Genomic DNA, 19,640 nt, shown 5'->3' with positions numbered 1-19,640 from the left:
TGCGCCGCAGCCGCCGCTCGGCGTCGGCGCCCGCGGCCCCCGCCGCCACCGCGACGCGCTGCCGCTCCCGGCCGCCCGCCGGCCGCTCCTGGTCGCCGGCGAACGCGATGCCGATGCTGGCGGTCAGCACGATGCCCTTGCCGCCGACCCGGTAGGGCTCCTGCGACAGGGCTCGCAGCAGCCGTTCCGCCAGGTCCACCGCGGCCTGGGTGTCGGGGCCCGAGCCCGCGCGCCCGCCCGCGCCCGAGGCGTCCGGCGGCAGCTGCACGAGCACGGCGAACTCGTCGCCGCCCCAGCGCGCCACGGTGTCGTCCGCCTGGACGACGCCGCGCAGCCGCCGCGCGGCCTGCGCGAGCACCTGGTCGCCCGCCGCGTGCCCGGCCGAGTCGTTGACGGCGGTGAACCCGTCGAGGTCGACGAACAGCACCGCGACCCGGTCGCCGTCCGGGCGGCGGGACAGCACCTCGCGGGTGCGCTCTTCGAAGTAGGCGCGGTTGGGCAGGCCGGTGAGCCCGTCGTGGAAGGTCAGATGGGTGACCTGGCGCTGCAGCGCGGCCTGCTCGCTCAGGTCGCGGGTGGTCACCAGCAGCCGGCCCGGCGCCTCCCCGGTGCCGCTGTAGCGGGAGATCGTGGACTCGGTGGGCAGCCAGGTTCCGTCGGCGGCGCGGATCCGGCACGACAGCCGCAGCGTGTCCGTGCCCGCCCCCTCGCCGGCCGGGCGGACCACGCCGGGCTCGTCGTCCGACGGCGGGGGCGGGTCGTCGACCTCCGGGTCGTCCACGGCGGGATCGGGCCGCCCGGCGGCCTTCCCGTCGGCGGTCCCGTCCGTCGCCCCCTCCGGCGAGTCGTCCGGCGAGTCGTCCGCGGGCTCGTCGAGGAACCCGCTGAACGCGGCCCGCACCCGCGGCAGGTCCTCCGGGTGGATGATCTCGTGCAGTCGGCGCCCGAGCAGCTCGTCGGCGGTGTACCGGTACGTGCGCAGCGCGCCCGCGCTGGCGTACTGCACGACCGCGTCCAGGTCGCAGATCAGCACCGCGTCGTTGATGCTCTCCGACAGGGCGCGGAAGTGCTCCTCGCCGGTCTTCACGGCGCGGCGCAGCGACTCGTTCTCCCGCAGCAGCTCGGCCAGCCGCGCCAGCAGCACCATCGTGGCCGACCCCGCCACCAGCGACACCACCGGCTCCAGGCCGTGCCGGGCGGTCAGCGAGTGGCCCGCGACGAACAGCGTGGCCGCGGCCGCCACCGCCGCCGGCGCGATGCCCGGCCCGACCATCCGGTCCGCCCGCCCGTCGTCGCCCGGCTCGGCGCCGGCGGCCCCGGACGCGCCCCGCGGAAGGTCGTCGGCGTCGTCGCGGGACGGGGCGCCGCCCTCGGGCGGCGCCGTCCACGGCACGAGGATGAGCAGCAGCAGCGCGCCCAGCCGCAGGATGTCGGACGGGTCGTCGGCGGGCCCGCCCCCGCGCAGCCGGACCGTCAGCGTCACCACGTCGGCGACCGCCATCGCGACCAGCGCCGCGTAGCCCAGCCAGGCCGGGCGCCGGCGGCCGGGCCCGGCGCCCAGCACGAACGGCAGCGCCCCGCAGACCAGCACCAGGTCGACCACCGGGTACAGCAGTTCGAGCATGAACTCCCACGGCGACTCGCCCGACCGGTGGTACAGGTCGCTGAACAGCGCCACCCAGCCCAGCACGAACAGGGCGCAGACGCAGACGTAGGTGTCGGCGGCGTACCTCAGCCAGGCGCGCGCGTCGCGCCTCATCGGGATCGGCACGACCAGCCCGATCACCAGCGCGATCACCGCGGCCAGGTAGAACAGGTCGGCGACCGACAGCGACAGCGCGCTGCGGGTCGGCGTGGCCGACAGCACCGCGCTGCCCACCGCGCCGACCAGCCAGCAGGCGGCCGCGATGCCGTACCAGCGCCACGACGTCCGCCGGGCCGAGCCGCCCTCCCCGGCGTCCGGCGCGGGGCGGTCGGCGGCGGCCGGTCCCGCGGCGGTGCGCGGCCGGCGCGCGGCGAACAGCAGCGACCCCGCGGCCGCCGCGGCCGCGGCGGCCTCGCCCCAGGCGATGAACATGCGCCCGCCCCAGCCGAGGAGCGAGCCGACGGCGTAGAGCAGCCCGGCGACCGTGACCATGGCGACCGGCGCCGCGCGCGGCGGCAACGGGTGCGGCAGCCGCCTGGCGTTCTCGCCGCTCATCGCGCCGTGTCCCTTTCTGACCCGTCGGGGCCGCCGGCCCCGCGCGGACGCATGTGCGCGCCCGGTGACGTCTCGGTACCGGATCCTGTCCGGACGTCCGGGTAACGTCCGACAGGAAGTGGATCGTGCCCCGCGCAGGTTTCGCGCTCGGGCGGCTGCGGGCGCCGCTGGTGCGCCGGCAGTGGATCAGCGACGTTGCTGCAGTGCGGGATCACCGTGATACTCAATGTACGTTCCGTAGGTCACGGAGCGATTGAGGCTGAGCCTCCACCCGGCGACGAACGACCTCGTCGCGGGGACGTCGCCGGACCTCCGCGCCCGGCCCGCACCGCCTCGCCCGGCTCCCTCTCCCACCGCGGTGCCCGTGCCCCGTCGTTCATGATCGTACAGTCCTCGATCCGGAAGATCGCGGGAAAACGCGAGGGGCGCCGAACCCGCGGGGGCGCGCGAGGCGGGAGGCGGGGAGAGGCGGGGGAATCGTCGGGGCGCGCCCGGGAACGCAGCCGCACGGAACGGGAACGCCGGGCCATCCGTATGAAGAGACGACGGAAGGGCGTGCCATGGGACTACGGAGAGCGCACCGGCTGCTCGCGGCCGCGGCCCTCATGCTGGCCGCCGCCTGCTCGTCCGGCGGGGGCGGCGGGGAGGGGTCCGCGCGGACGCCGCCTCCGCTGCCGAGCGGCTCGCAAGACGCGTCCGGCGGGCGGGGCCCGGCCCGGCTCGGCGAACCCCGGCAGCTGGTCGGCGGGCTGCGGGTGCCGTGGGCGGTCGCGTTCCTGCCCGGCGGCGACGCGCTGGTGACCGAACGCGACACCGCCCGGCTGCTGCGGGTGACGCCGCAGGGCCGGGTCAGCGTGATCGGCCGGGTCCCCGGGGTCGAACCGGGCGGCGAGGGCGGCCTCATGGGGGTGGCGGTGTCGCCGTCGTTCGCCCGCGACCGGCTCGTCTACCTGTACTTCACCGCGGCCGACGACAACCGGGTGGTGCGGTTCCGGCTGGACGGCGGCGGCGTCCGCGACGTCCGGCCGATCGTCACGGGCATCCCCAAGGGCGGCAACCACAACGGCGGCCGCATCGCGTTCGGCCCCGACCGGATGCTCTACGTCGCCACCGGCGAGGTGTACCGCACCCGCCTGGCGCAGGACCGCGACTCTCTCGGCGGGAAGATCCTGCGGGTCGCCCCGGACGGACGCCCCGCGCCCGGCAACCCGTCCGGCACCCGCCTGTGGACCCTGGGCCACCGCAACGTGCAGGGCATGGCGTGGGACGAGCGCGGCCGCATGTACGCCACCGAGTTCGGCCAGGACCGCTTCGACGAGATCAACCGGATCGAGCGGGGCCGCAACTACGGCTGGCCCGAGGTGGAGGGCGTCGGCGGCCGCGACGGGTTCACCGACCCGCTGCTGACCTGGTCGACGGCGGAGGCGTCGCCGTCCGGCCTGGCCTACGCCGACGGCTCGCTGTGGGCGGCGGGTCTGCGCGGGCGGCGCCTGTGGCAGGTGCCGCTGGACGCCGACGGCGACGCCGGCCGCCCCATCGCCCACCTGCAGGGGCGCTACGGCCGACTGCGCGCCGTCGTCCGCGCGCCCGACGGCAGTCTGTGGGTCACCACGAGCAACCACGACGGCCGCGGCGACCCCGGACCGGACGACGACAGGATCCTCGTCATTCCGGTGAGCCGGCCGGCGTCCTGACCGCCGCGCCGTCCCCGCCGGGCGGGCGCCGGGCGGGGACGGCGGGGCGGACGGTCAGGACGCGCCGAGCTTTTCGAGGATGAGCTGGCGGGCCCGGGCCGCGTCGGCCTTGCCGCCGGTGGCGCGCATGACGGCGCCGACCAGGGCGCCCGCGGCCGCCACCTTGCCGCCGCGGACCTTGTCGGCCACGTCCGGGTTGTCGGCGATGGCCTGGTCCACGATGGCGGCCAGCTCCCCGTCATCGCTGACGATCTTGAGGCCGCGGGCGGCGACCACCTGGTCCGGGTCGCCCTCGCCGGCCAGCACGCCCTCGAAGACCTGCCGGGCCAGCTTGTCGTTCAGCTCCCCGGCGTCCACCATCTCCTGGACGCGCGCCACCTGCTCCGGGGTGACCGGCAGGTCGGCCAGCTCCACGCCCTGCTCGGTGGCCCGCCGCGACAGCTCGTTCATCCACCACTTGCGGGCCGCCGCGGGCGAGGCGCCCGCCTTGACGGTGCTCTCGATCAGGTCGAGGGCCCCGGCGTTGACGACGTCCCGCAGCTCCAGGTCGGACAGGTTCCACTCCCGCTGGACGCGGCGGCGGCGCGCGGCGGGCAGCTCGGGCAGGCTCGCGCGCAGCTCCTCCACCCACTCGCGGGACGGCGCCATCGGCACCAGGTCCGGCTCGGGGAAGTAGCGGTAGTCCTGCGCCTCCTCCTTGCTGCGGCCCGCGGTGGTGGTGCCGCTGTCCTCGTGGAAGTGCCGGGTCTCCTGGACGACCGCGCCGCCCGAGGCCAGCACGGCGGCCTGCCGCTCGATCTCGTGCCGGACGGCGCGCTCCACCGACCGCAGCGAGTTGACGTTCTTGGTCTCGGTCCGGGTGCCCCACTGCGACGAGCCGCGCGGCATCAGCGACACGTTCACGTCGCAGCGCATCGAGCCCTGCTCCATGCGCACGTCCGACACGCCGAGGGCGCGCACCAGCTCCCGCAGCTCGGTGGCGTACGCGCGGGCCACCAGCGGCGCCTTGTCCCCGGTGCCGGTGATCGGCTTGGTGACGATCTCGACCAGGGGGATGCCCGCCCGGTTGTAGTCGACCAGCGAGTGGTCGGCGCCCTGGATCCGGCCGGTGGCGCCGCCGACGTGCATCGACTTGCCGGTGTCCTCCTCCATGTGGACGCGCTCGATGCCGATGCGGTAGGTCTCGCCGTCCACCTCCACGTCGAGGTGGCCGTCGACGCACAGCGGCTCGTCGTACTGCGAGATCTGGTAGTTCTTCGGCATGTCCGGATAGAAGTAGTTCTTCCGGGCGAACCGGCACCATTCCGCGATCTCGCAGTTGAGCGCCAGGCCGATCTTGATGATGCCCTCGATGGCGGCCCGGTTGGCGACCGGCAGCGCGCCGGGCAGGCCGAGGCAGACCGGGCAGACCTGGGTGTTGGGCGGCGCGCCGAACGTGGTCGCGCAGCCGCAGAACATCTTGGACGCCGTGCCCAGCTCGATGTGGGTCTCCACGCCCAGCACCGGCTCGTAGCGGGACACCGCCTCGTCGTAGTCCATCAGCGCAAGGGTGCTCACTGGGCTGCCTCCGCCAGCTCGGGGGCCTTGGCCAGCAGCGGGCCGCCCCACCGGTCCTCCAGGGCCTTCTCCACGGCCGCGCCGACCCGGTACACCCGGTCGTCGGCCAGCACCGGCGCCATGACCTGCAGGCCGACCGGCAGCCCGCCGCCCTCGCCGCCGGCCGCGTCCGGCTCGGCCAGCCCGCAGGGCACCGAGATCGCCGGGACGCCCGCCAGGTTCGCCGGGATCGTGCACAGGTCGGCCAGGTACATCGCCATCGGGTCGTCGGCGCGCTCGCCGATCGGGAACGCCGTCGTCGGCGTGGTCGGCGACACCAGCACGTCGACCTGCTCGAACGCCGCCTCGAAGTCGCGCTTGATCAGCGTGCGGACCTGCTGGGCCTTGCCGTAGTAGGCGTCGTAGTAGCCCGACGACAGGGCGTAGGTGCCGAGCATGATGCGCCGCTTGACCTCGGCGCCGAAGCCCTGCGCCCGGGTCAGCGCCATGACCTCCTCGGCGCTGCGGGTGCCGTCGTCGCCGACGCGCAGCCCGTACCGCATGGCGTCGAAGCGGGCCAGGTTGGACGAGCACTCCGACGGCGCGATCAGGTAGTAGGCGGGCAGCGCGTACCCGAAGTGCGGGCAGGACACCTCGACGACCTTGGCGCCCAGCGACTCCAGCAGCTCCACGGCCTCCCGGTAGCGGGCCAGCACGCCCGGCTGGTAGCCGTCGCCGGCCAGCTCCTTGACCACGCCGACGCGCAGCCCGGCCACGTCGGCGCGGCGGGCCGCCTCGACCACCGGCGGCACCGGCGCGTCGATCGAGGTGGAGTCCATCGGGTCGTGGCCGCTGAACGCCTCGTGCAGCAGCGCCGCGTCCAGCACGGTGCGGGCGAACGGGCCGGGCGTGTCCAGCGACGAGGCGAAGGCGATCACCCCGTAGCGGGAGGAGCCGCCGTAGGTGGGCTTGACGCCGACGATGCCGGTGACCGCCGCGGGCTGGCGGATCGATCCGCCGGTGTCGGTGCCGGTCGCCAGCGGCGCCTCGTACGCCGCCACCGCGGCCGACGACCCGCCGGACGAGCCGCCCGGCACGCGCGTCAGGTCCCACGGGTTGCGCGACGGGCCGAACGCGCTGTTCTCGGTGGACGAGCCCATCGCGAACTCGTCCATGTTCGCCTTGCCGAGGATCACCAGCCCGGCGGCGCGCAGCCGCGCGGTCACCGTGGCGTCGTACGGCGGCCGCCAGCCCTCCAGGATCTTCGACCCGGCCGTGGTGGGCATGTCGGCGGTGGTGAACACGTCCTTGTGCGCGATCGGCACCCCGGCCAGCGGCCCGAGCCGCTCGCCGGCGGCGCGGCGCTCGTCCACCGCGCGCGCCTGCGCCAGCACGGCCTCCTCGTCGACGTGCAGGAACGCGTGCACCTGCCCGTCGACGGCGGCGACCCGCTCCAGGTGCGCCCGCGCCACCTCGACGGCGGACGCCTCCCCCGAGGCCACCAGCCCCGCCAGCTCCGCCGCGGTCTTCCTGGTCAGATCACTCACCGGTCACGCCTCCTCGCCGAGGATCCGGGGCACGCGGAAGCGCTGCTCCTCCGCCGCCGGGGCGCCCCCCAGCGCCTGCTCGGGCGGCAGCGAGGGCCGGACCTCGTCGGCCCGGTAGACGTTGCTCAGCGGCAGCGCGTGCGAGGTCGGCGGGATGTCCTGCGCCGCGACCTCCTGCACCCGCGCGACAGCGGAGATGATCTGGTCGAGCTGGGCGGCGAGATGGTCGAGCTCGTCCTCGCCGAGCGCCAGCCGGGACAGCCGGGCGAGGTGCGCTACCTCGTCACGGGTGATGGCGGTCATCTGGACAACCGTTCCTGAGATCGGATTGGGTTCCCTGCCATCCTATGGGCCGCACAGGCCGCGACCGACGCGTTTACGCCCCGCACCGGCTCCCGCGCCTGCTCGGCGGCCTGGTCAGCGGCCTCGCGCGGCCCTCTCCGCCGCGCGTCGCGGTCCCCCGGCACGCCCGCTCCTCAGAGGAAGCCGGTCGTGACGGCATCTGGGCATGGCCCTTCTCCATCCGGAGGTCTCCATCCGGAGGTCTCCATCTGGAGGTCCCACGAGATCCCCGGCCTGCGCTCGGCAGGTCCGGGTCCTGCGGCCGTCAGGCGGCCGGTTCGGGGGCGCGCTGGGTGCGGCGGCGCAGCCACTCGGTGGCGGTGGCGGCGTCCATGGGACGGCCGAAGTGCCGGCCCTGCGCGGCGTCGCAGCCCATCTCGCGCAGCGTGCCGGCGGTCTGCGGGTCCTCGACGCCCTCGGCGACCGAGCGCAGGCCGAGCGTGCGGGCCAGGTCGACGATGGAGCGGACGATCACCGCGTCGTCGGCCGAGCGGGCGAGCCGCCGCACGAACGACGCGTCGATCTTGATCTCCTCGACCGGCAGCCGCTTGAGCCGGACCAGGGACGAGTAGCCGGTGCCGAAGTCGTCCAGGCTGAGCGGGATCCCGAGCTCGGCCAGCGCCGCGACGGTGTCGGAGGCGTAGGCGGGCTCGTTCATGAGGATCCGCTCGGTGATCTCCAGCTGCAGGGCGGCGGTGGGCAGCCCGCGGGCCAGCAGGCCGCTGCCGATGGTCTCGGCGAGGCCGGTGTCGAACAGGTCGCGGCCCGAGGCGTTCACCGCGACCTGGACGGTCAGGCCGTCGCGTCACCACGCGGCGGCCTGCGCCAGCGCGGCGTCCACCACGTAGTGGGTGATGGAGCGCATCAGGTACGTCTGCTCCGCGATCGGCAGGAAGTGCTCGGGCTCCAGCAGCCCCTTGTCGGGATGGCGCCAGCGCACCAGCGCCTCCATGCCGACCAGCTGCCCGTCGTGCAGGGACACCTTCGGCTGGTAGAACAGCTCCAGCTCGCCGCGGTCGACGGCGCGGCGCAGGTCGCCCAGCATGCTCAGCCGGGCCGGGGAGTTGCGGTCCTTGTCCGGCGAGTAGACCTCCACGCCGGAGCGGCTCTCCTTGGCCAGGTACATCGCCACGTCGGCGCGCTGCAGCAGCAGGTCGAAGTCGGGGGCGTGGTCGGGGAACAGCGCGATGCCCACGCTGCCGTCCAGGTCGAACGACATGCCGTCCAGCCGGACCGGCTCGCCGAGCGCGGCGCGCAGCCGGGCGGCCACCTCGCGGGCCGCGGCGGCGTCGCGGATGCTCGGCAGCAGCACGGCGAACTCGTCGCCGCCGAGCCGGGCCACCAGGTCGCCGGGCCGCACGCTGTGGGTGAGGCGGTGCGCCACCAGCTGCAGCAGCCGGTCGCCGGTGGCGTGGCCGAGCGTGTCGTTGACCTCTTTGAACCGGTCGAGGTCCAGCAGGAACAGCCCGACGCGGGGCGGCTCCTGCGCGGCGCCCTTCTCTTGAGACGCGCCACGGGACGCGCCCCGGGAGGTGACGCGGGACGCCGCGGCGCGCGCCTCGGCCATGGACTGCTCGGTCCGGGCGATCAGCATCTTCCGGTTGGGCAGGCCCGTCAGCCCGTCGTGCAGCGCCTGGTGCTCGCGGCGCACCGAGGCCGAGGCGTTGAGGTACACCGCGATGAACGGCAGCAGGATGAGCGGGACGAACGCGGCCGACCGGTCCATCGCCACCACGACCAGCGGCGCCAGCGCCAGCAGCGCCAGGTGCACCAGGACCTGGTAGCCGAGGTCCCAGCGCAGCGTCTTGATCAGGGACGTGCGCTCGTGCAGCGCGATCGCCGCGCCCACGAGGGTGTCGTTGCAGGCGAAGTAGACCGCGCCCGCCGCGGCGATCGCGGGCAGGTCGCCGCCCTCGGGCACCCACAGGGCGGTCGGCCCGGGATGCACGCCGAACAGGGCGAGCGTCCCGGACGCGGCGGCCAGGCTGAGGGTGTACTGGGCGGCGTTGAACGCGATGCGGTGCGGGCTGCGCCCCCACAGCACGCCGCAGGTGACGACGGCGGCGGACTGCAGCACCGCGGCGACGGGCAGCCCCGCGTACAGCAGGGCCGCGAACGAGAAGGTCGTGGAGGTGGCGGCGCCGTTGTTCTCGGTGCAGCCGGGCGTGATGATCGGCCGGAGCTCGCCGAACACGATGAAGGCGGCGAGGATCCAGAACACCGGGTTGCCCGCCAGCGCGTCGACCTGCGCGCCGGACACGCCCGCCAGCGCGGCCGCGAAGACGGCCGCGCCCGCGACGATGACGACCGCGAAGTAGATCCACAGCGGGGAGCCCCGGCGCGGCACGGTGTTCCGCGTGTTGTTCGGGTCCTTCATCACATCCTCGAAGGGTCGGCAACCGCCCCCCGGTCGGCCGCGGGTCCGTGGTCACCGCCGGCGCGGACGCCGGCGGCATGGCCCCGTTCCCCCGTCCTGTGACGCACGGAGGTTCGGGAGGTTGGTGATGACTGGGAGGGTACGGCCTCGGCTCAACTTCGCGAAACCGATTGCGTACGTTCCGTTATTCCCATTCCGCTCCAGTCCACTACCCCTATGTAGCGACATAGTACCCCTGGGTAACCCGCCACTGGTTAACCGTGCAACGAGTGCGGGCCGTCATTCGTCCCCGCGGAGGGTTACGTTTTTGGCCGCTTCCGGCCCCTCGGCCAGGAGTACGCGGAACCCGGCCTCGTCGAGGATCGGCACGCCGAGTTTGACCGCTTTGTCGTACTTGGAGCCCGGGTTCTCGCCGACCACCACGAACCCGGTCTTCTTGGAGACCGACCCGGTGACCTTGCCGCCGCGGCTCTGCACCGCCTCGGTGGCCGAGTCGCGGCTGTAGCCCTCCAGCGACCCGGTGATCACCACGGTGACGCCCTCCAGCGGGCGCGGCGCCGCGGCGCCCTCCTCCTCCATCCGGACCCCGGCGGCCGCCCACTTCTCGACGATCCGCCGGTGCCAGTCGACCTCGAACCACTGCTTGATCGACCGCGCGATCGTCGGGCCGACCCCGTCGACGGCCGCCAGCTCCTCCTCGGTGGCGCTGCGGATGGCGTCGATCGACCGCATCTCGCGCGCCAGGTCCTGGGCGGCGGTCGGGCCGACGTGCCGGATGGACAGCGCCACCAGCACCCGCCACAGCGGCTGCCGCTTGGCCTTCTCCAGCTCGTCGAACAGCACCTCGACGATCTTCTTCGGCCGGCCGTCCTTGGTGGCGAAGAAGGTGACGACCTTCTCCTTGCCGGTCTTGGGGTCGATCTTGGGCAGGCCGGTGTCGGGGTCGAGCACCAGCGTCTTGATCGGCAGCAGCTGCTCGACCGTGAGGTCGAACAGGTCGCCCTCGTCCTTCAGCGGGGGCTCGGCGGGCTCCAGCGGACGGGTCAGCGCGGTCGCGGCGACGTACCCCAGCGCCTCGATGTCCAGCGCCTTGCGGCTGGCCAGGAAGAACAGCCGCTCCCGCAGCTGCGCCGGACACGAGCGCGCGTTCGGGCAGCGGATGTCGACGTCGCTCTCCTTCTCGCGGGCGAGCGGCGTGCCGCACTCGGGGCAGCGGTCGGGCATGACGAACTCGCGCTCGGTGCCGTCGCGCAGGTCCGTGACCGGCGCCACGATCTCGGGGATGACGTCGCCCGCCTTGCGCAGCACCACGGTGTCGCCGATCAGCACGCCCTTGCGCTTGACCTCGTCGGCGTTGTGCAGCGTGGCGCGCTCGACCGTGGACCCGGCCACCTTCACCGGCTCCATGACCCCGTACGGGGTGACCCGCCCGGTGCGGCCCACGCCGACCTTGATGTCGAGGAGCTTGGTGTTCACCTCCTCGGGCGGGTACTTGTAGGCGATGGCCCAGCGCGGCGCCCGCGACGTCGACCCCAGCCGCCGCTGCAGCGGGAACTGGTCGACCTTGACGACCACGCCGTCGATCTCGTACTCGGGGTCGTGCCGGTGCTCGCCGTAGTGCTCGATGTACGCGCGGACCCCGTCCATGTCCGGGACGACCTTGTAGCGGTCGCTGACGGGCAGGCCCCACTCGCGCATCAGCTCGTACGCCTCGGCCTGGCTGTCGGGCTGCTTGCCGCCCTGCCAGCGGCCGAACCCGTGCACCAGCATGCTCAGCGGCCGCCGCGCCGTGACGCGCGGGTCCTTCTGCCGCAGCGACCCGGCGGCGGCGTTGCGCGGGTTGGCGAACGGCTCCTTGCCCTCCTCCACCTGCGCGGCGTTGACCTGCTCGAACCCCTCGCGCGGCAGGAACACCTCGCCGCGCACCTCGAGCAGCTCGGGCCAGCCGGTGCCCTTCAGCCTGCTCGGGATCGCGTCGATGGTGCGGACGTTGTGGGTGATGTCCTCGCCGGTGCGGCCGTCGCCGCGGGTGGCGCCGCGCACCAGGCGGCCGTTCTCGTAGATCAGCGCGACCGCCAGCCCGTCGATCTTCAGCTCGCACAGGTAGGCGGCGACCTCGCCGACCTCCCGCCGCACCCGCTCGTCCCAGGCCGCCAGCTCCTCGTCGTTCATCGCGTTGTCGAGGCTCTGCATGCGCTCGAGGTGCTCGACGGTCGCGAAGTCGGTGACGATCGGCGCCCCCACGCGCTGCGTCGGCGAGTCGGGCGTGACCAGCTCGGGATGCTCCGCCTCCAGCGCGCGCAGCTCGCGCATCAACGCGTCGTACTCGGCGTCGCTCAGCGTGGGCCGGTCGAGCACGTAGTAGCGGTAGTTGGCCTCGTCGATCTCCCGGCTCAGCTCCGCGTGCCGCTGCGCCGCCTCGGTGGGAACGCCGTTGCTCAACGTCATGGGCTTATTCTTGCTCGCCCCACTGACATCGCGCCCCCTCCCCGGCGTCCGAGTCGCCCCGGCACGACCCGCCTTGAGCTGCGAGAACGCGCAGGCCCCCGGATGCCGGGGGCCTGCAGAGGGCGCGCTACTCGGCGGCTTCGTGAAGCATGCGGGCGGTGTCGCGGCAGCGCTTCAACACCTCCCGCACGTAGCGGGGGGACGCCCCCGCCAGGCCGCACGCCGGGGTGATGACGACCTGCTCGGCCAGACGGGTCGGGGGGAACCCCAGGCGCCGCCACAGCTCGCGCACGGGAGCGGCGGTGTCCTTGAGAGCGGGCAGGGCCGCGTCCGTGCCCGGCGCCACGCCGAGCCACAGCCCCACCCCGGCGTCGATCGTCTCCCCCACGGCGTCGTCGTGGCGGTCGGGCACCAGCGCCAGGTCCACCGAGATCGCCTTGGCGCCCGCCCCGCGCAGCAGCCCGTACGGGACGTCGCGCGCGCAGCAGTGCACCACGGGGAACGCGGCGTCGCCCCCGCACGCGGTCTCGATCACCTGGCGCAGCCCGTGTTCGGCCGTCGCCGCCTCCACCGGCGCCAGCCGGGAGAAGCCGCTGGCGGTCGGCACCCGCCCGGCCAGCACGGCGGGCAGCGCGGGCTCGTCCAGCTGCAGCAGGATCCGCGCGGACGGCAGCCGCCGCCGCACCTCGGCCACGTGCCCGGCGACGCCCTCGGCGAGCGAGGCGGTCAGATCGCGCACGGCGCCCGGGTCGCGCAGCGCCCGGTCGCCGTTGCGCAGCTCGATCGTCGCGGCCAGCGTCCACGGACCGCACGCCTGGATCTTGAACGGGCCGTCGTGCCGGCCCGCCAGCTCCTCCAGGACGTCCAGGTCGCGGGCCATGTGGTCGCGCGCCCGGCGCAGGTCGCGGCCGGGCCGGTCGGTGAACCGCCACCCGGACGGCTGCAGGTGCACCGGCAGGTCCACCAGCATCCCGGCGGTGCGGCCGGTCAGGTCGGCGCCGGGGCCGCGGTTCGGCAGCTCGGGCAGATGCGGCAGCTCGGGCAGCTCGCCGAGCACGATCCGCAGCGCCTCGTCCGGATCGTCACCGGGGTACGACCCGACCCCGGTCGCGCTCCCCACCTCCCACGGAAAGCTCATCGTCACGCCCGAACCCTAGCCGACCTCCGGGTCACAGCAGCTCCGCCAGGGCGTCCAGGCGGCGCAGGGTGGCGTCCTCGGGCTCGGTGGGCAGGCCGAACAGGATCTCGTCGACGCCCGCGTCCCGCAGCTCGTCCACGACCTTCGGCTCGGGCGGCACGGCGAACATCGTCACCGGCACGCGCCGCCCCGCCCGCTCCCGCAGCTCGGCGATCTTTTGGGGCAGCTCGTCGGTGCCGCGCCCGTAGATCGGCATCCATCCGTCCCCGAAATCGATCACCCGGTCGAACGTCGTCGGGCCGGCTCCGCCCACCATGACCGGCGGGTGCGGGTCCTGCACCGGCTTGGGGTAGCTGTAGACGGGGTCGAAGTCGACGAACTCGCCGTGGAACTCGGCCTGCTCGGCCGTCCACAGCTCCTTGATGGCCAGCACTCGCTCGCGCATCAGCCGCATGCGGGTGCGCGGGTCGGTGCCGTGGTTGCGCATCTCCTCGCGGTTCCAGCCCGCGCCGACGCCGAGGACGGCCCGCCCGCCGGACATCAGGTCCAGGGACGCCACCTCCTTGGCCAGGATGATCGGGTCGCGCTGGACCACCAGGGCGATGCCGGTGCCCACCCGCAGCCGCTCGGTCACCGCCGCCGCGGCGGCCAGCGTCACGAACGGGTCGAGCGTGCGGTAGTAGTGGCGGGGCAGCTCGTCGCCGCCCGGCCACGGGCTCTCGCGCTTGACCGGGATGTGGGTGTGCTCGGCGACGTACAGGGAGCCGAACCCCCGCTCCTCCAGGGCCTTCCCGAGCGCGGCCGGGTTGATCCCGTCGTCCGTGACGAAAGTCGACACACCGAACTGCACGATCCGTCCTTTCCGCAGAGGATCGACCAAAGGGAACAGACGCGCCGGTCAGACCGCGGCGCGCACGGTGCTCGCGATCGTGGACGACCCGAGGACGCGGTCGCCGTCGTACAGCACGGCGGCCTGCCCGGCGGCCACGCCGCGCGCGGGGCGGGCGAGCCGGATGCGCATCGTGTCGTCCACCATCTCGGCCACGCAGTCGTGCACCTCGCCGTGGGCGCGCAGCTGCACCTGGCAGGACAGCGGCCCGGACGGGGGCTCCGACAGCCACACGGGGCGCTCGCCCACGATCTCCGTCACGTCCAGGGCCTCGCGGGGCCCGACCGTGACGGTGTTGGTCACCGGCGAGATGTCGAGCACGTACCGGGGACGCCCGTCCGGGGCGGGGGTGCCGAGGCGCAGCCCCTTGCGCTGCCCCACCGTGTAGGCGTAGGCGCCGTCGTGCTCGCCGACCTTGTTGCCGTCCTGGTCCACGATCGGGCCGGGGGCGGTGCCCAGCCGCTCGGCCAGGAAGCGGCGCGTGTCGCCGTCGGCGATGAAGCAGATGTCGTGGCTGTCGGGCTTGTCGGCCACCTGCAGGCCGCGGCGCTGCGCCTCGGCGCGGATGTCGGCCTTGGTGGTGTCGCCCAGCGGGAACATCGCGTGGGCGAGCTGCTCGGGCGTGCACACGGCCAGCACGTACGACTGGTCCTTGGCCGGGTCCACGCCGCGGCGCAGCACGCCGTTCTCCAGGCGCGCGTAGTGGCCGGTGCAGACGGCGTCGAAGCCCAGCGCCAGCGCCCGGTCCAGCAGCGCCGAGAACTTGATCTTCTCGTTGCAGCGCAGGCACGGGTTGGGGGTGCGGCCCGCCGCGTACTCGCTGACGAAGTCCTCGACGACGTCGCGGTGGAACCGCTCGGCCAGGTCCCACACGTAGAACGGGATGCCGATGACGTCGGCGGCGCGGCGGGCGTCGCGGGAGTCCTCCAGCGTGCAGCAGCCGCGGGCGCCCGTCCGGTACGACCGCGGGTTGCTCGACAGGGCCATGTGGACGCCGGTGACGTCGTGCCCGGCCTCGACGGCCCGCGCCGCGGCCACCGCGGAGTCGACGCCGCCGGACATGGCGGCGAGTACGCGCAAAGTCATAACCCCTCCAGCCTATGTAGCGGCGGCGGGGCGTCGCGCATTCCGCGTACGATGACATCCGCTATGGGAATCTTCCGCCGTCCCCGAGACACCTCCTCACCTGCCGCCGCGCCGGCGATCGCCGAGTTCTGGGCGTGGTGGCCGCAGGTCCGGCCGGAGATCGAACGGCGTCTGGGCGAAGGGCTGTCCACCGAGGTGGTGGAGGAGCTGTCCCGGCGGGTCCACAAGATCAACCCGGGGCTGCAGTGGGAGATCGGCGGCGGCGACGACCAGCCGCCCGCCCTGACCCTCACCGGCGGCGGGGACCCCGAGCTGCGCGGCCTGACCGAGCGGTGGCTGCGCGCCGCCCCGGCCGACGCGGACGGATGGCGCTACCACGCGGCGCGGCAGGCCGACCCGGAGATGCTCGGCCAGCGGCTGGTGCTGGGCGACCACGAGTTCGACCTGGAGTACGTGCGGCTCGCCATGCGCGCCGACCAGCGGCGCGCCCGCGTGAACGTGACCGCCTACCATCCCGACTTCCTGTTCGTGGCCGAGGAGCAGCGGCTGCGCGTCGCCCTGCACGTGCTGGACTGGGCGCTCGGCGAGGACGACGTGGCCCGCTGGATCGGCGAGGTGACGATCGCCACCGAGCCGCCCATGGACGCGCTGGCGCCCGCCGTGCTGCCCGCCGTGGTGGAGCAGATCGCCGAGCCGTTCCGCGAGCCCACGTGGCTGAACGGCGAGGGCCGCACCCCGCGCGGCCATCCGGCCCGGCTGGGCGCCCGGTTCCCGCTGCACCGCCAGGACTATCCGCTGTGCGACCTGCACGTGGCGATCACGGTGCCGTACGCCAACAGCAACCCCGACCGGCTGCCGGTGGAGCCGTCGGCGGGCGCGCTGCGCGAGTTCGAGAAGCGGCTGGAGGCGCTCGGCGACCGCGCGGTGCTGGCGTTCCGCGAGACCGGCGACGGGCTGCGGGTGTTCCACCTGTACGCCGACCCCGACTCCGGCGTGCTGGCCGAGCTGGACCAGCTGGCGGCGAGCTGGCCGGAGGGCAAGGCCAAGGTCGCCTCGACCAGCGACCCCGGCTGGCGCGCCCTGGCGCCCTACCGGCCGTAGCGCCGCCCGCGTGAGCGCCCTCGCCTGAGGCGCCTCGGCGGCCTTCCGGCGCGCGGCGGGCCGGCGTGCGATCAGGCGGACAGCCCCGCCCGGCGGGCGCGTTCGACCACCGGGCCGATGGCGTCGGCGAGCGCCGCCACGTCCTCCTCGGTGGAGGTGTGGCCGAGGCTGAAGCGCAGCGAGCCGCGGGCGCGGGCCGGGTCGGCGCCCATCGCCAGCAGCACGTGGCTGGGCTGGGACACCCCGGCGGAGCAGGCCGAGCCGGTCGAGCATTCGATCTCGCGCGCGTCCAGCAGCATGAGCAGCGCGTCGCCCTCGCAGCCGGGGAAGGAGAAGTGCGCGTTGCCGGGCAGGCGGTTCTCGGGGTCGCCGTTGAGCACCGCGTCCGGCACCGCCGTCCGCACCGCCTTGATGAGCGCGTCGCGCAGCCCGGCCAGGCGGCGCGCCTCCTCCTCCCGCCGCGCCGTCGCGACCTGCACGGCCGCCGCGAACCCGGCGATGGCGGGCGTGTCGAGGGTGCCCGAGCGCACGTCGCGCTCCTGGCCGCCGCCGTGCAGGACGGGCACGGGGTCGATGCCCTTGGCCAGCAGCAGCGCCCCCACGCCCATCGGCCCGCCGAGCTTGTGGCCCGACAGGGTGAGCGCCTGCACGCCGGACGCGGCGAACGACACGGGCAGCTGCCCGGCGGCCTGCACCGCGTCGGTGTGGAACGGTACGCCGTGCTCCCGGGCGACGGCGGCCAGCTCGGCGATCGGCTGCACGGTGCCGACCTCGTTGTTGGCCCACATCACGGTGACGAGCGCGACGTCGTCGGCCTTGTCGAGCGCGGCGCGCAGCGTGTCGGGGCTGACCCGGCCGAGCTCGTCGACCGGCAGCCACTCCACCTCGGCGCCCTGGTGCTCGGCAAGCCAGCGCACCGCGTCCAGCACGGCGTGGTGCTCCACCGCGCCCGCCAGGACCCGGGTGCGGTTCGGGTCGGCGGCGCGGCGCGCCCAGTAGACGCCCTTGACGGCGAGGTTGTCGGCCTCGGTGCCTCCGGAGGTGAAGACGACCTCGCTGGGGCGGGCGTCGAACGCCTCCGCGATGATCTCGCGGGACTCCTCCACGACGCGGCGGGCGCGGCGGCCCACGGCGTGCAGCGAGGACGGGTTGCCGAGCGCGCCGAGCTGCTCGGTCATCGCCGCGATGGCCTCGGGCAGCATCGGGGTGGTCGCCGCATGGTCGAGGTAGGTCACCACGCGCTCAACATTAGCCGCGCCGCGCGCCCCCGCCGCAGGCGCCCCGACGGGGCCGGCCGGGCCGGGGAGACCGCGGGAATGCTCGGGCGGTCCGCCCCGTTTGGTGAACTGTACCGGCCGGACGGTACAGTGAACGGCGTGCGCAAGGACGCCCTGCTGGACGCCGCCGAGGCCGTGCTCTTCGAGCAGGGCACCCAGGCGCTGACGCTCGCCGCGGTCGCCGACCGTGCGGGCGTGTCCAAGGGCGGCCTGCTCTACCACTTCCCCACCAAGGAGGCCCTGGTCACCGCGCTGGTCGCACGGGTGATCGGCGAGTTCGACGCGCTGATCGACTCGTTCGACGACGGGTCGCCCGGCGGCTACAGCCGGGCGTACGTGCGCGCCACGTTCGCCATCCTCACCGGCGAGGCGCGCGCCCACCGGCGGTGGTCGGCGATCACGGCCGCGGCGACCGACCCGGAGCTGGCCGCGCCGCTCAACGAGGCGATGGCCCGCTGGCACGGCCGCGTCCGGGAGGACGATCCGGACCCGCTCACCGGCGCGGTGGTCCGGCTCGCGGCCGAGGGGCTGTGGGAAGTGGTCGGCCACGCGCCCGACCTGTACGACGCCGACCAGCTCGAAGCGCTGCAGCGGCGGCTGCTGGAGCTGCTGGAACGCTGAGTCCCGGCCCGGGCCGACCGGGCCCGCCGAACGAACCGCCGCCACCGCGGCCGCATCGCGGGCGCACCCCGCCCTGCCCGCCTGCCCCGCGGTTCCCGGACGACAGACGCCCTCGGGGCCGAGCGTGCGTGCCCCGCCGAGCCGAGAAAGAGGTGAACAGTGCTGTTCCGCTCGCGTGTTGGATCGTTCCTGACCTTCGCACTCGCGGGCCTGCTGTGCGGGGTGTGGACGGCCCGCATGCCCGCGCTGGCGGACAAGTACCGCATCGACGAGGGCGAGGTCGGCGTCGCGGTCCTCGTCTGGGGGCTCGGCGCGCTGGCGGCCATGCAGGGCCTGCGCGGGGTGATGGCCCGGGCGGGCAGCCGGACGGTGCTGCGGCTCGCGCTGCCGCTGACCGCGCTCGCCTACGCCGCGGTCGCGCTGGCGCCGTCGTACGGGGTGCTGCTGGTCGCGGTGGCGCTGTTCGGCATGGCGTTCGGTGTCACCGACATCGCCATGAACGCCCAGGCCAGCGTGGTGGAGCAGGCGTACCGGCGGCCCGTCATGAGCGGCATGCACGCGGGCTGGTGCGTCGGCGCGATGTGCGGCGGGCTGGTCGCGGTGCTCACCGCCGCCGTCGGTCTGGGGTTCACGCGCACCGTGCTGGCGGCGGGGCTGTCGGCGCTGCCCGCCGCGCTCGCGCTCGGCCGCACCTACCTGCCCGACCCGGCGGCGCCCGCCGGGACCGCCGGCGCGGGGCGGCGCGGCCGGCTGCCGGCGGCGGTGTACCTCATCGGGGCGCTGGCGTTCATCGCGTTCATGGCCGAGGGGTCGATCGCCGACTGGAGCGGGCTGCTGCTGCACGAGGAGATGGGCGCCTCGCAGGCGGTCGCCGCGCTCGGCTATCCGGTGTTCGAGCTGGCGATGCTGCTGGGACGGCTGGTGGGCGACCGGGTTCGGGCGCGCCTGGGCACCCGGCGGATGCTGGCGGGCGCCGGCGTCGGCACGGCGCTGAGCACGGCCGCCGTGGTGCTGGCGCCGGCCGCGCCCGTCGCGCTCGCCGGGTTCTTCGTGACGGGCCTGGTGGTGTGCACGGTCGTCCCCACCACGATGTCGCTGGCCGGGACGGCGGCGCCGGGCCGCTCGGGCGCCGCGGTGGCGCAGGTCGGCGCCATGGGCTACGGCGGGCTGCTGCTCGGCCCGGTCGTGGTCGGGTTCCTGTCCGACGCCACGTCGCTGCGGGTGGGCGTCGGCGTCGTCGTCGTGCTGGCCCTGCTGATCGCGGCCGGGGCCCGGCTCGTCCCGCTGGACGCGCACGCCGACGTGGCCGCGGCCCGTCCGGCCGCGGCCGACGCCGACGAGCCCGAGCCCGTCGCGCTCGCCGCCTGAGCGGCGCGGCGCCGCG

Annotated in this window: 13 protein-coding genes and 1 pseudogene; 4 read left to right on the top strand and 10 right to left on the bottom strand. The window is 74.7% G+C overall.

Annotated elements, in window-relative coordinates; translation table 11 throughout:
- The coding region (locus AR3_RS25900) for a sensor domain-containing diguanylate cyclase (protein ID WP_157406784.1) at positions 1 to 2,200 on the bottom strand (2,200 nt) is incomplete at its 3' end.
- Positions 2,201 to 2,760: 560 nt separating this feature from the next.
- Here AR3_RS25900 and AR3_RS25895 point away from each other — a divergent pair.
- Complete coding sequence (locus AR3_RS25895) at positions 2,761 to 3,894, top strand: PQQ-dependent sugar dehydrogenase (RefSeq protein WP_067917763.1); 1,134 nt, start codon at positions 2,761 to 2,763, stop codon at positions 3,892 to 3,894.
- Positions 3,895 to 3,948: 54 nt separating this feature from the next.
- Here AR3_RS25895 and gatB read toward each other — a convergent pair whose 3' ends face one another.
- The 8 genes and pseudogenes from gatB to mnmA all read right to left on the bottom strand — a co-directional run bounded on the left by gatB (position 3,949) and on the right by mnmA (position 15,257).
- Positions 3,949 to 5,433 carry an Asp-tRNA(Asn)/Glu-tRNA(Gln) amidotransferase subunit GatB gene (gene gatB, locus AR3_RS25890; RefSeq protein WP_067917761.1) on the bottom strand — a complete coding sequence of 495 codons (1,485 nt, stop codon included), beginning with the start codon at positions 5,431 to 5,433 and terminating at the stop codon, positions 3,949 to 3,951.
- 14 nt (positions 5,434 to 5,447) lie between these two features.
- A complete protein-coding gene (gatA, locus tag AR3_RS25885) occupies positions 5,448 to 6,977 on the bottom strand; it encodes an Asp-tRNA(Asn)/Glu-tRNA(Gln) amidotransferase subunit GatA (RefSeq protein ID WP_067917759.1) in 1,530 nt (509 codons plus the stop codon).
- 3 nt (positions 6,978 to 6,980) lie between these two features.
- Positions 6,981 to 7,280: an Asp-tRNA(Asn)/Glu-tRNA(Gln) amidotransferase subunit GatC gene (gatC, locus tag AR3_RS25880; RefSeq protein WP_067917757.1), complete on the bottom strand. Its 300-nt coding sequence runs from the start codon at positions 7,278 to 7,280 to the stop codon at positions 6,981 to 6,983.
- 304 nt (positions 7,281 to 7,584) lie between these two features.
- Positions 7,585 to 9,045 (bottom strand): annotated as a pseudogene (locus tag AR3_RS32815) (putative bifunctional diguanylate cyclase/phosphodiesterase).
- A gap of 930 nt (positions 9,046 to 9,975) precedes the next feature.
- The gene (gene ligA / locus AR3_RS25870) at positions 9,976 to 12,144 is read right to left on the bottom strand and encodes an NAD-dependent DNA ligase LigA (RefSeq protein WP_067917755.1); all 2,169 of its coding nucleotides are present in this window, start codon (positions 12,142 to 12,144) and stop codon (positions 9,976 to 9,978) included.
- A 127-nt stretch (positions 12,145 to 12,271) separates the two neighbouring features.
- Positions 12,272 to 13,282 carry a methionine synthase gene (locus tag AR3_RS25865; protein ID WP_067917769.1) on the bottom strand — a complete coding sequence of 337 codons (1,011 nt, stop codon included), beginning with the start codon at positions 13,280 to 13,282 and terminating at the stop codon, positions 12,272 to 12,274.
- A gap of 31 nt (positions 13,283 to 13,313) precedes the next feature.
- Positions 13,314 to 14,132 (bottom strand): LLM class F420-dependent oxidoreductase, encoded by an 819-nt coding sequence (locus AR3_RS25860; RefSeq protein ID WP_067917753.1) that lies wholly within the window; start codon positions 14,130 to 14,132, stop codon positions 13,314 to 13,316.
- A gap of 48 nt (positions 14,133 to 14,180) precedes the next feature.
- A complete protein-coding gene (mnmA, locus tag AR3_RS25855) occupies positions 14,181 to 15,257 on the bottom strand; it encodes a tRNA 2-thiouridine(34) synthase MnmA (RefSeq protein WP_067917751.1) in 1,077 nt (358 codons plus the stop codon).
- Positions 15,258 to 15,320: 63 nt separating this feature from the next.
- Here mnmA and AR3_RS25850 point away from each other — a divergent pair, with 63 nt between their 5' ends.
- Positions 15,321 to 16,358 (top strand): DUF695 domain-containing protein, encoded by a 1,038-nt coding sequence (locus AR3_RS25850; protein ID WP_067917749.1) that lies wholly within the window; start codon positions 15,321 to 15,323, stop codon positions 16,356 to 16,358.
- A gap of 71 nt (positions 16,359 to 16,429) precedes the next feature.
- On the opposite strand, the gene AR3_RS25845 is transcribed toward AR3_RS25850, so the two are convergent.
- Positions 16,430 to 17,593, bottom strand: coding sequence for a cysteine desulfurase family protein (locus AR3_RS25845; RefSeq protein ID WP_067917767.1), 1,164 nt, complete (start codon positions 17,591 to 17,593; stop codon positions 16,430 to 16,432).
- A gap of 141 nt (positions 17,594 to 17,734) precedes the next feature.
- On the opposite strand from AR3_RS25845, the gene AR3_RS25840 reads away from it, so the two are divergent.
- Together AR3_RS25840 and AR3_RS25835 are read left to right on the top strand one after the other, a co-directional pair.
- Complete coding sequence (locus AR3_RS25840) at positions 17,735 to 18,256, top strand: TetR/AcrR family transcriptional regulator (protein ID WP_067917765.1); 522 nt, start codon at positions 17,735 to 17,737, stop codon at positions 18,254 to 18,256.
- A gap of 159 nt (positions 18,257 to 18,415) precedes the next feature.
- Positions 18,416 to 19,624, top strand: a complete 1,209-nt coding sequence (locus AR3_RS25835) for an MFS transporter (RefSeq protein WP_067917747.1) — start codon at positions 18,416 to 18,418, stop codon at positions 19,622 to 19,624.
- Positions 19,625 to 19,640 lie beyond the last annotated feature (16 nt).

It is taken from the genome of Actinomadura rubrobrunea NBRC 15275 (assembly GCF_001552235.1).
Lineage (GTDB): Bacteria > Actinomycetota > Actinomycetes > Streptosporangiales > Streptosporangiaceae > Spirillospora > Spirillospora viridilutea.
This window is presented reverse-complemented; position numbering and strand designations above follow the sequence as displayed.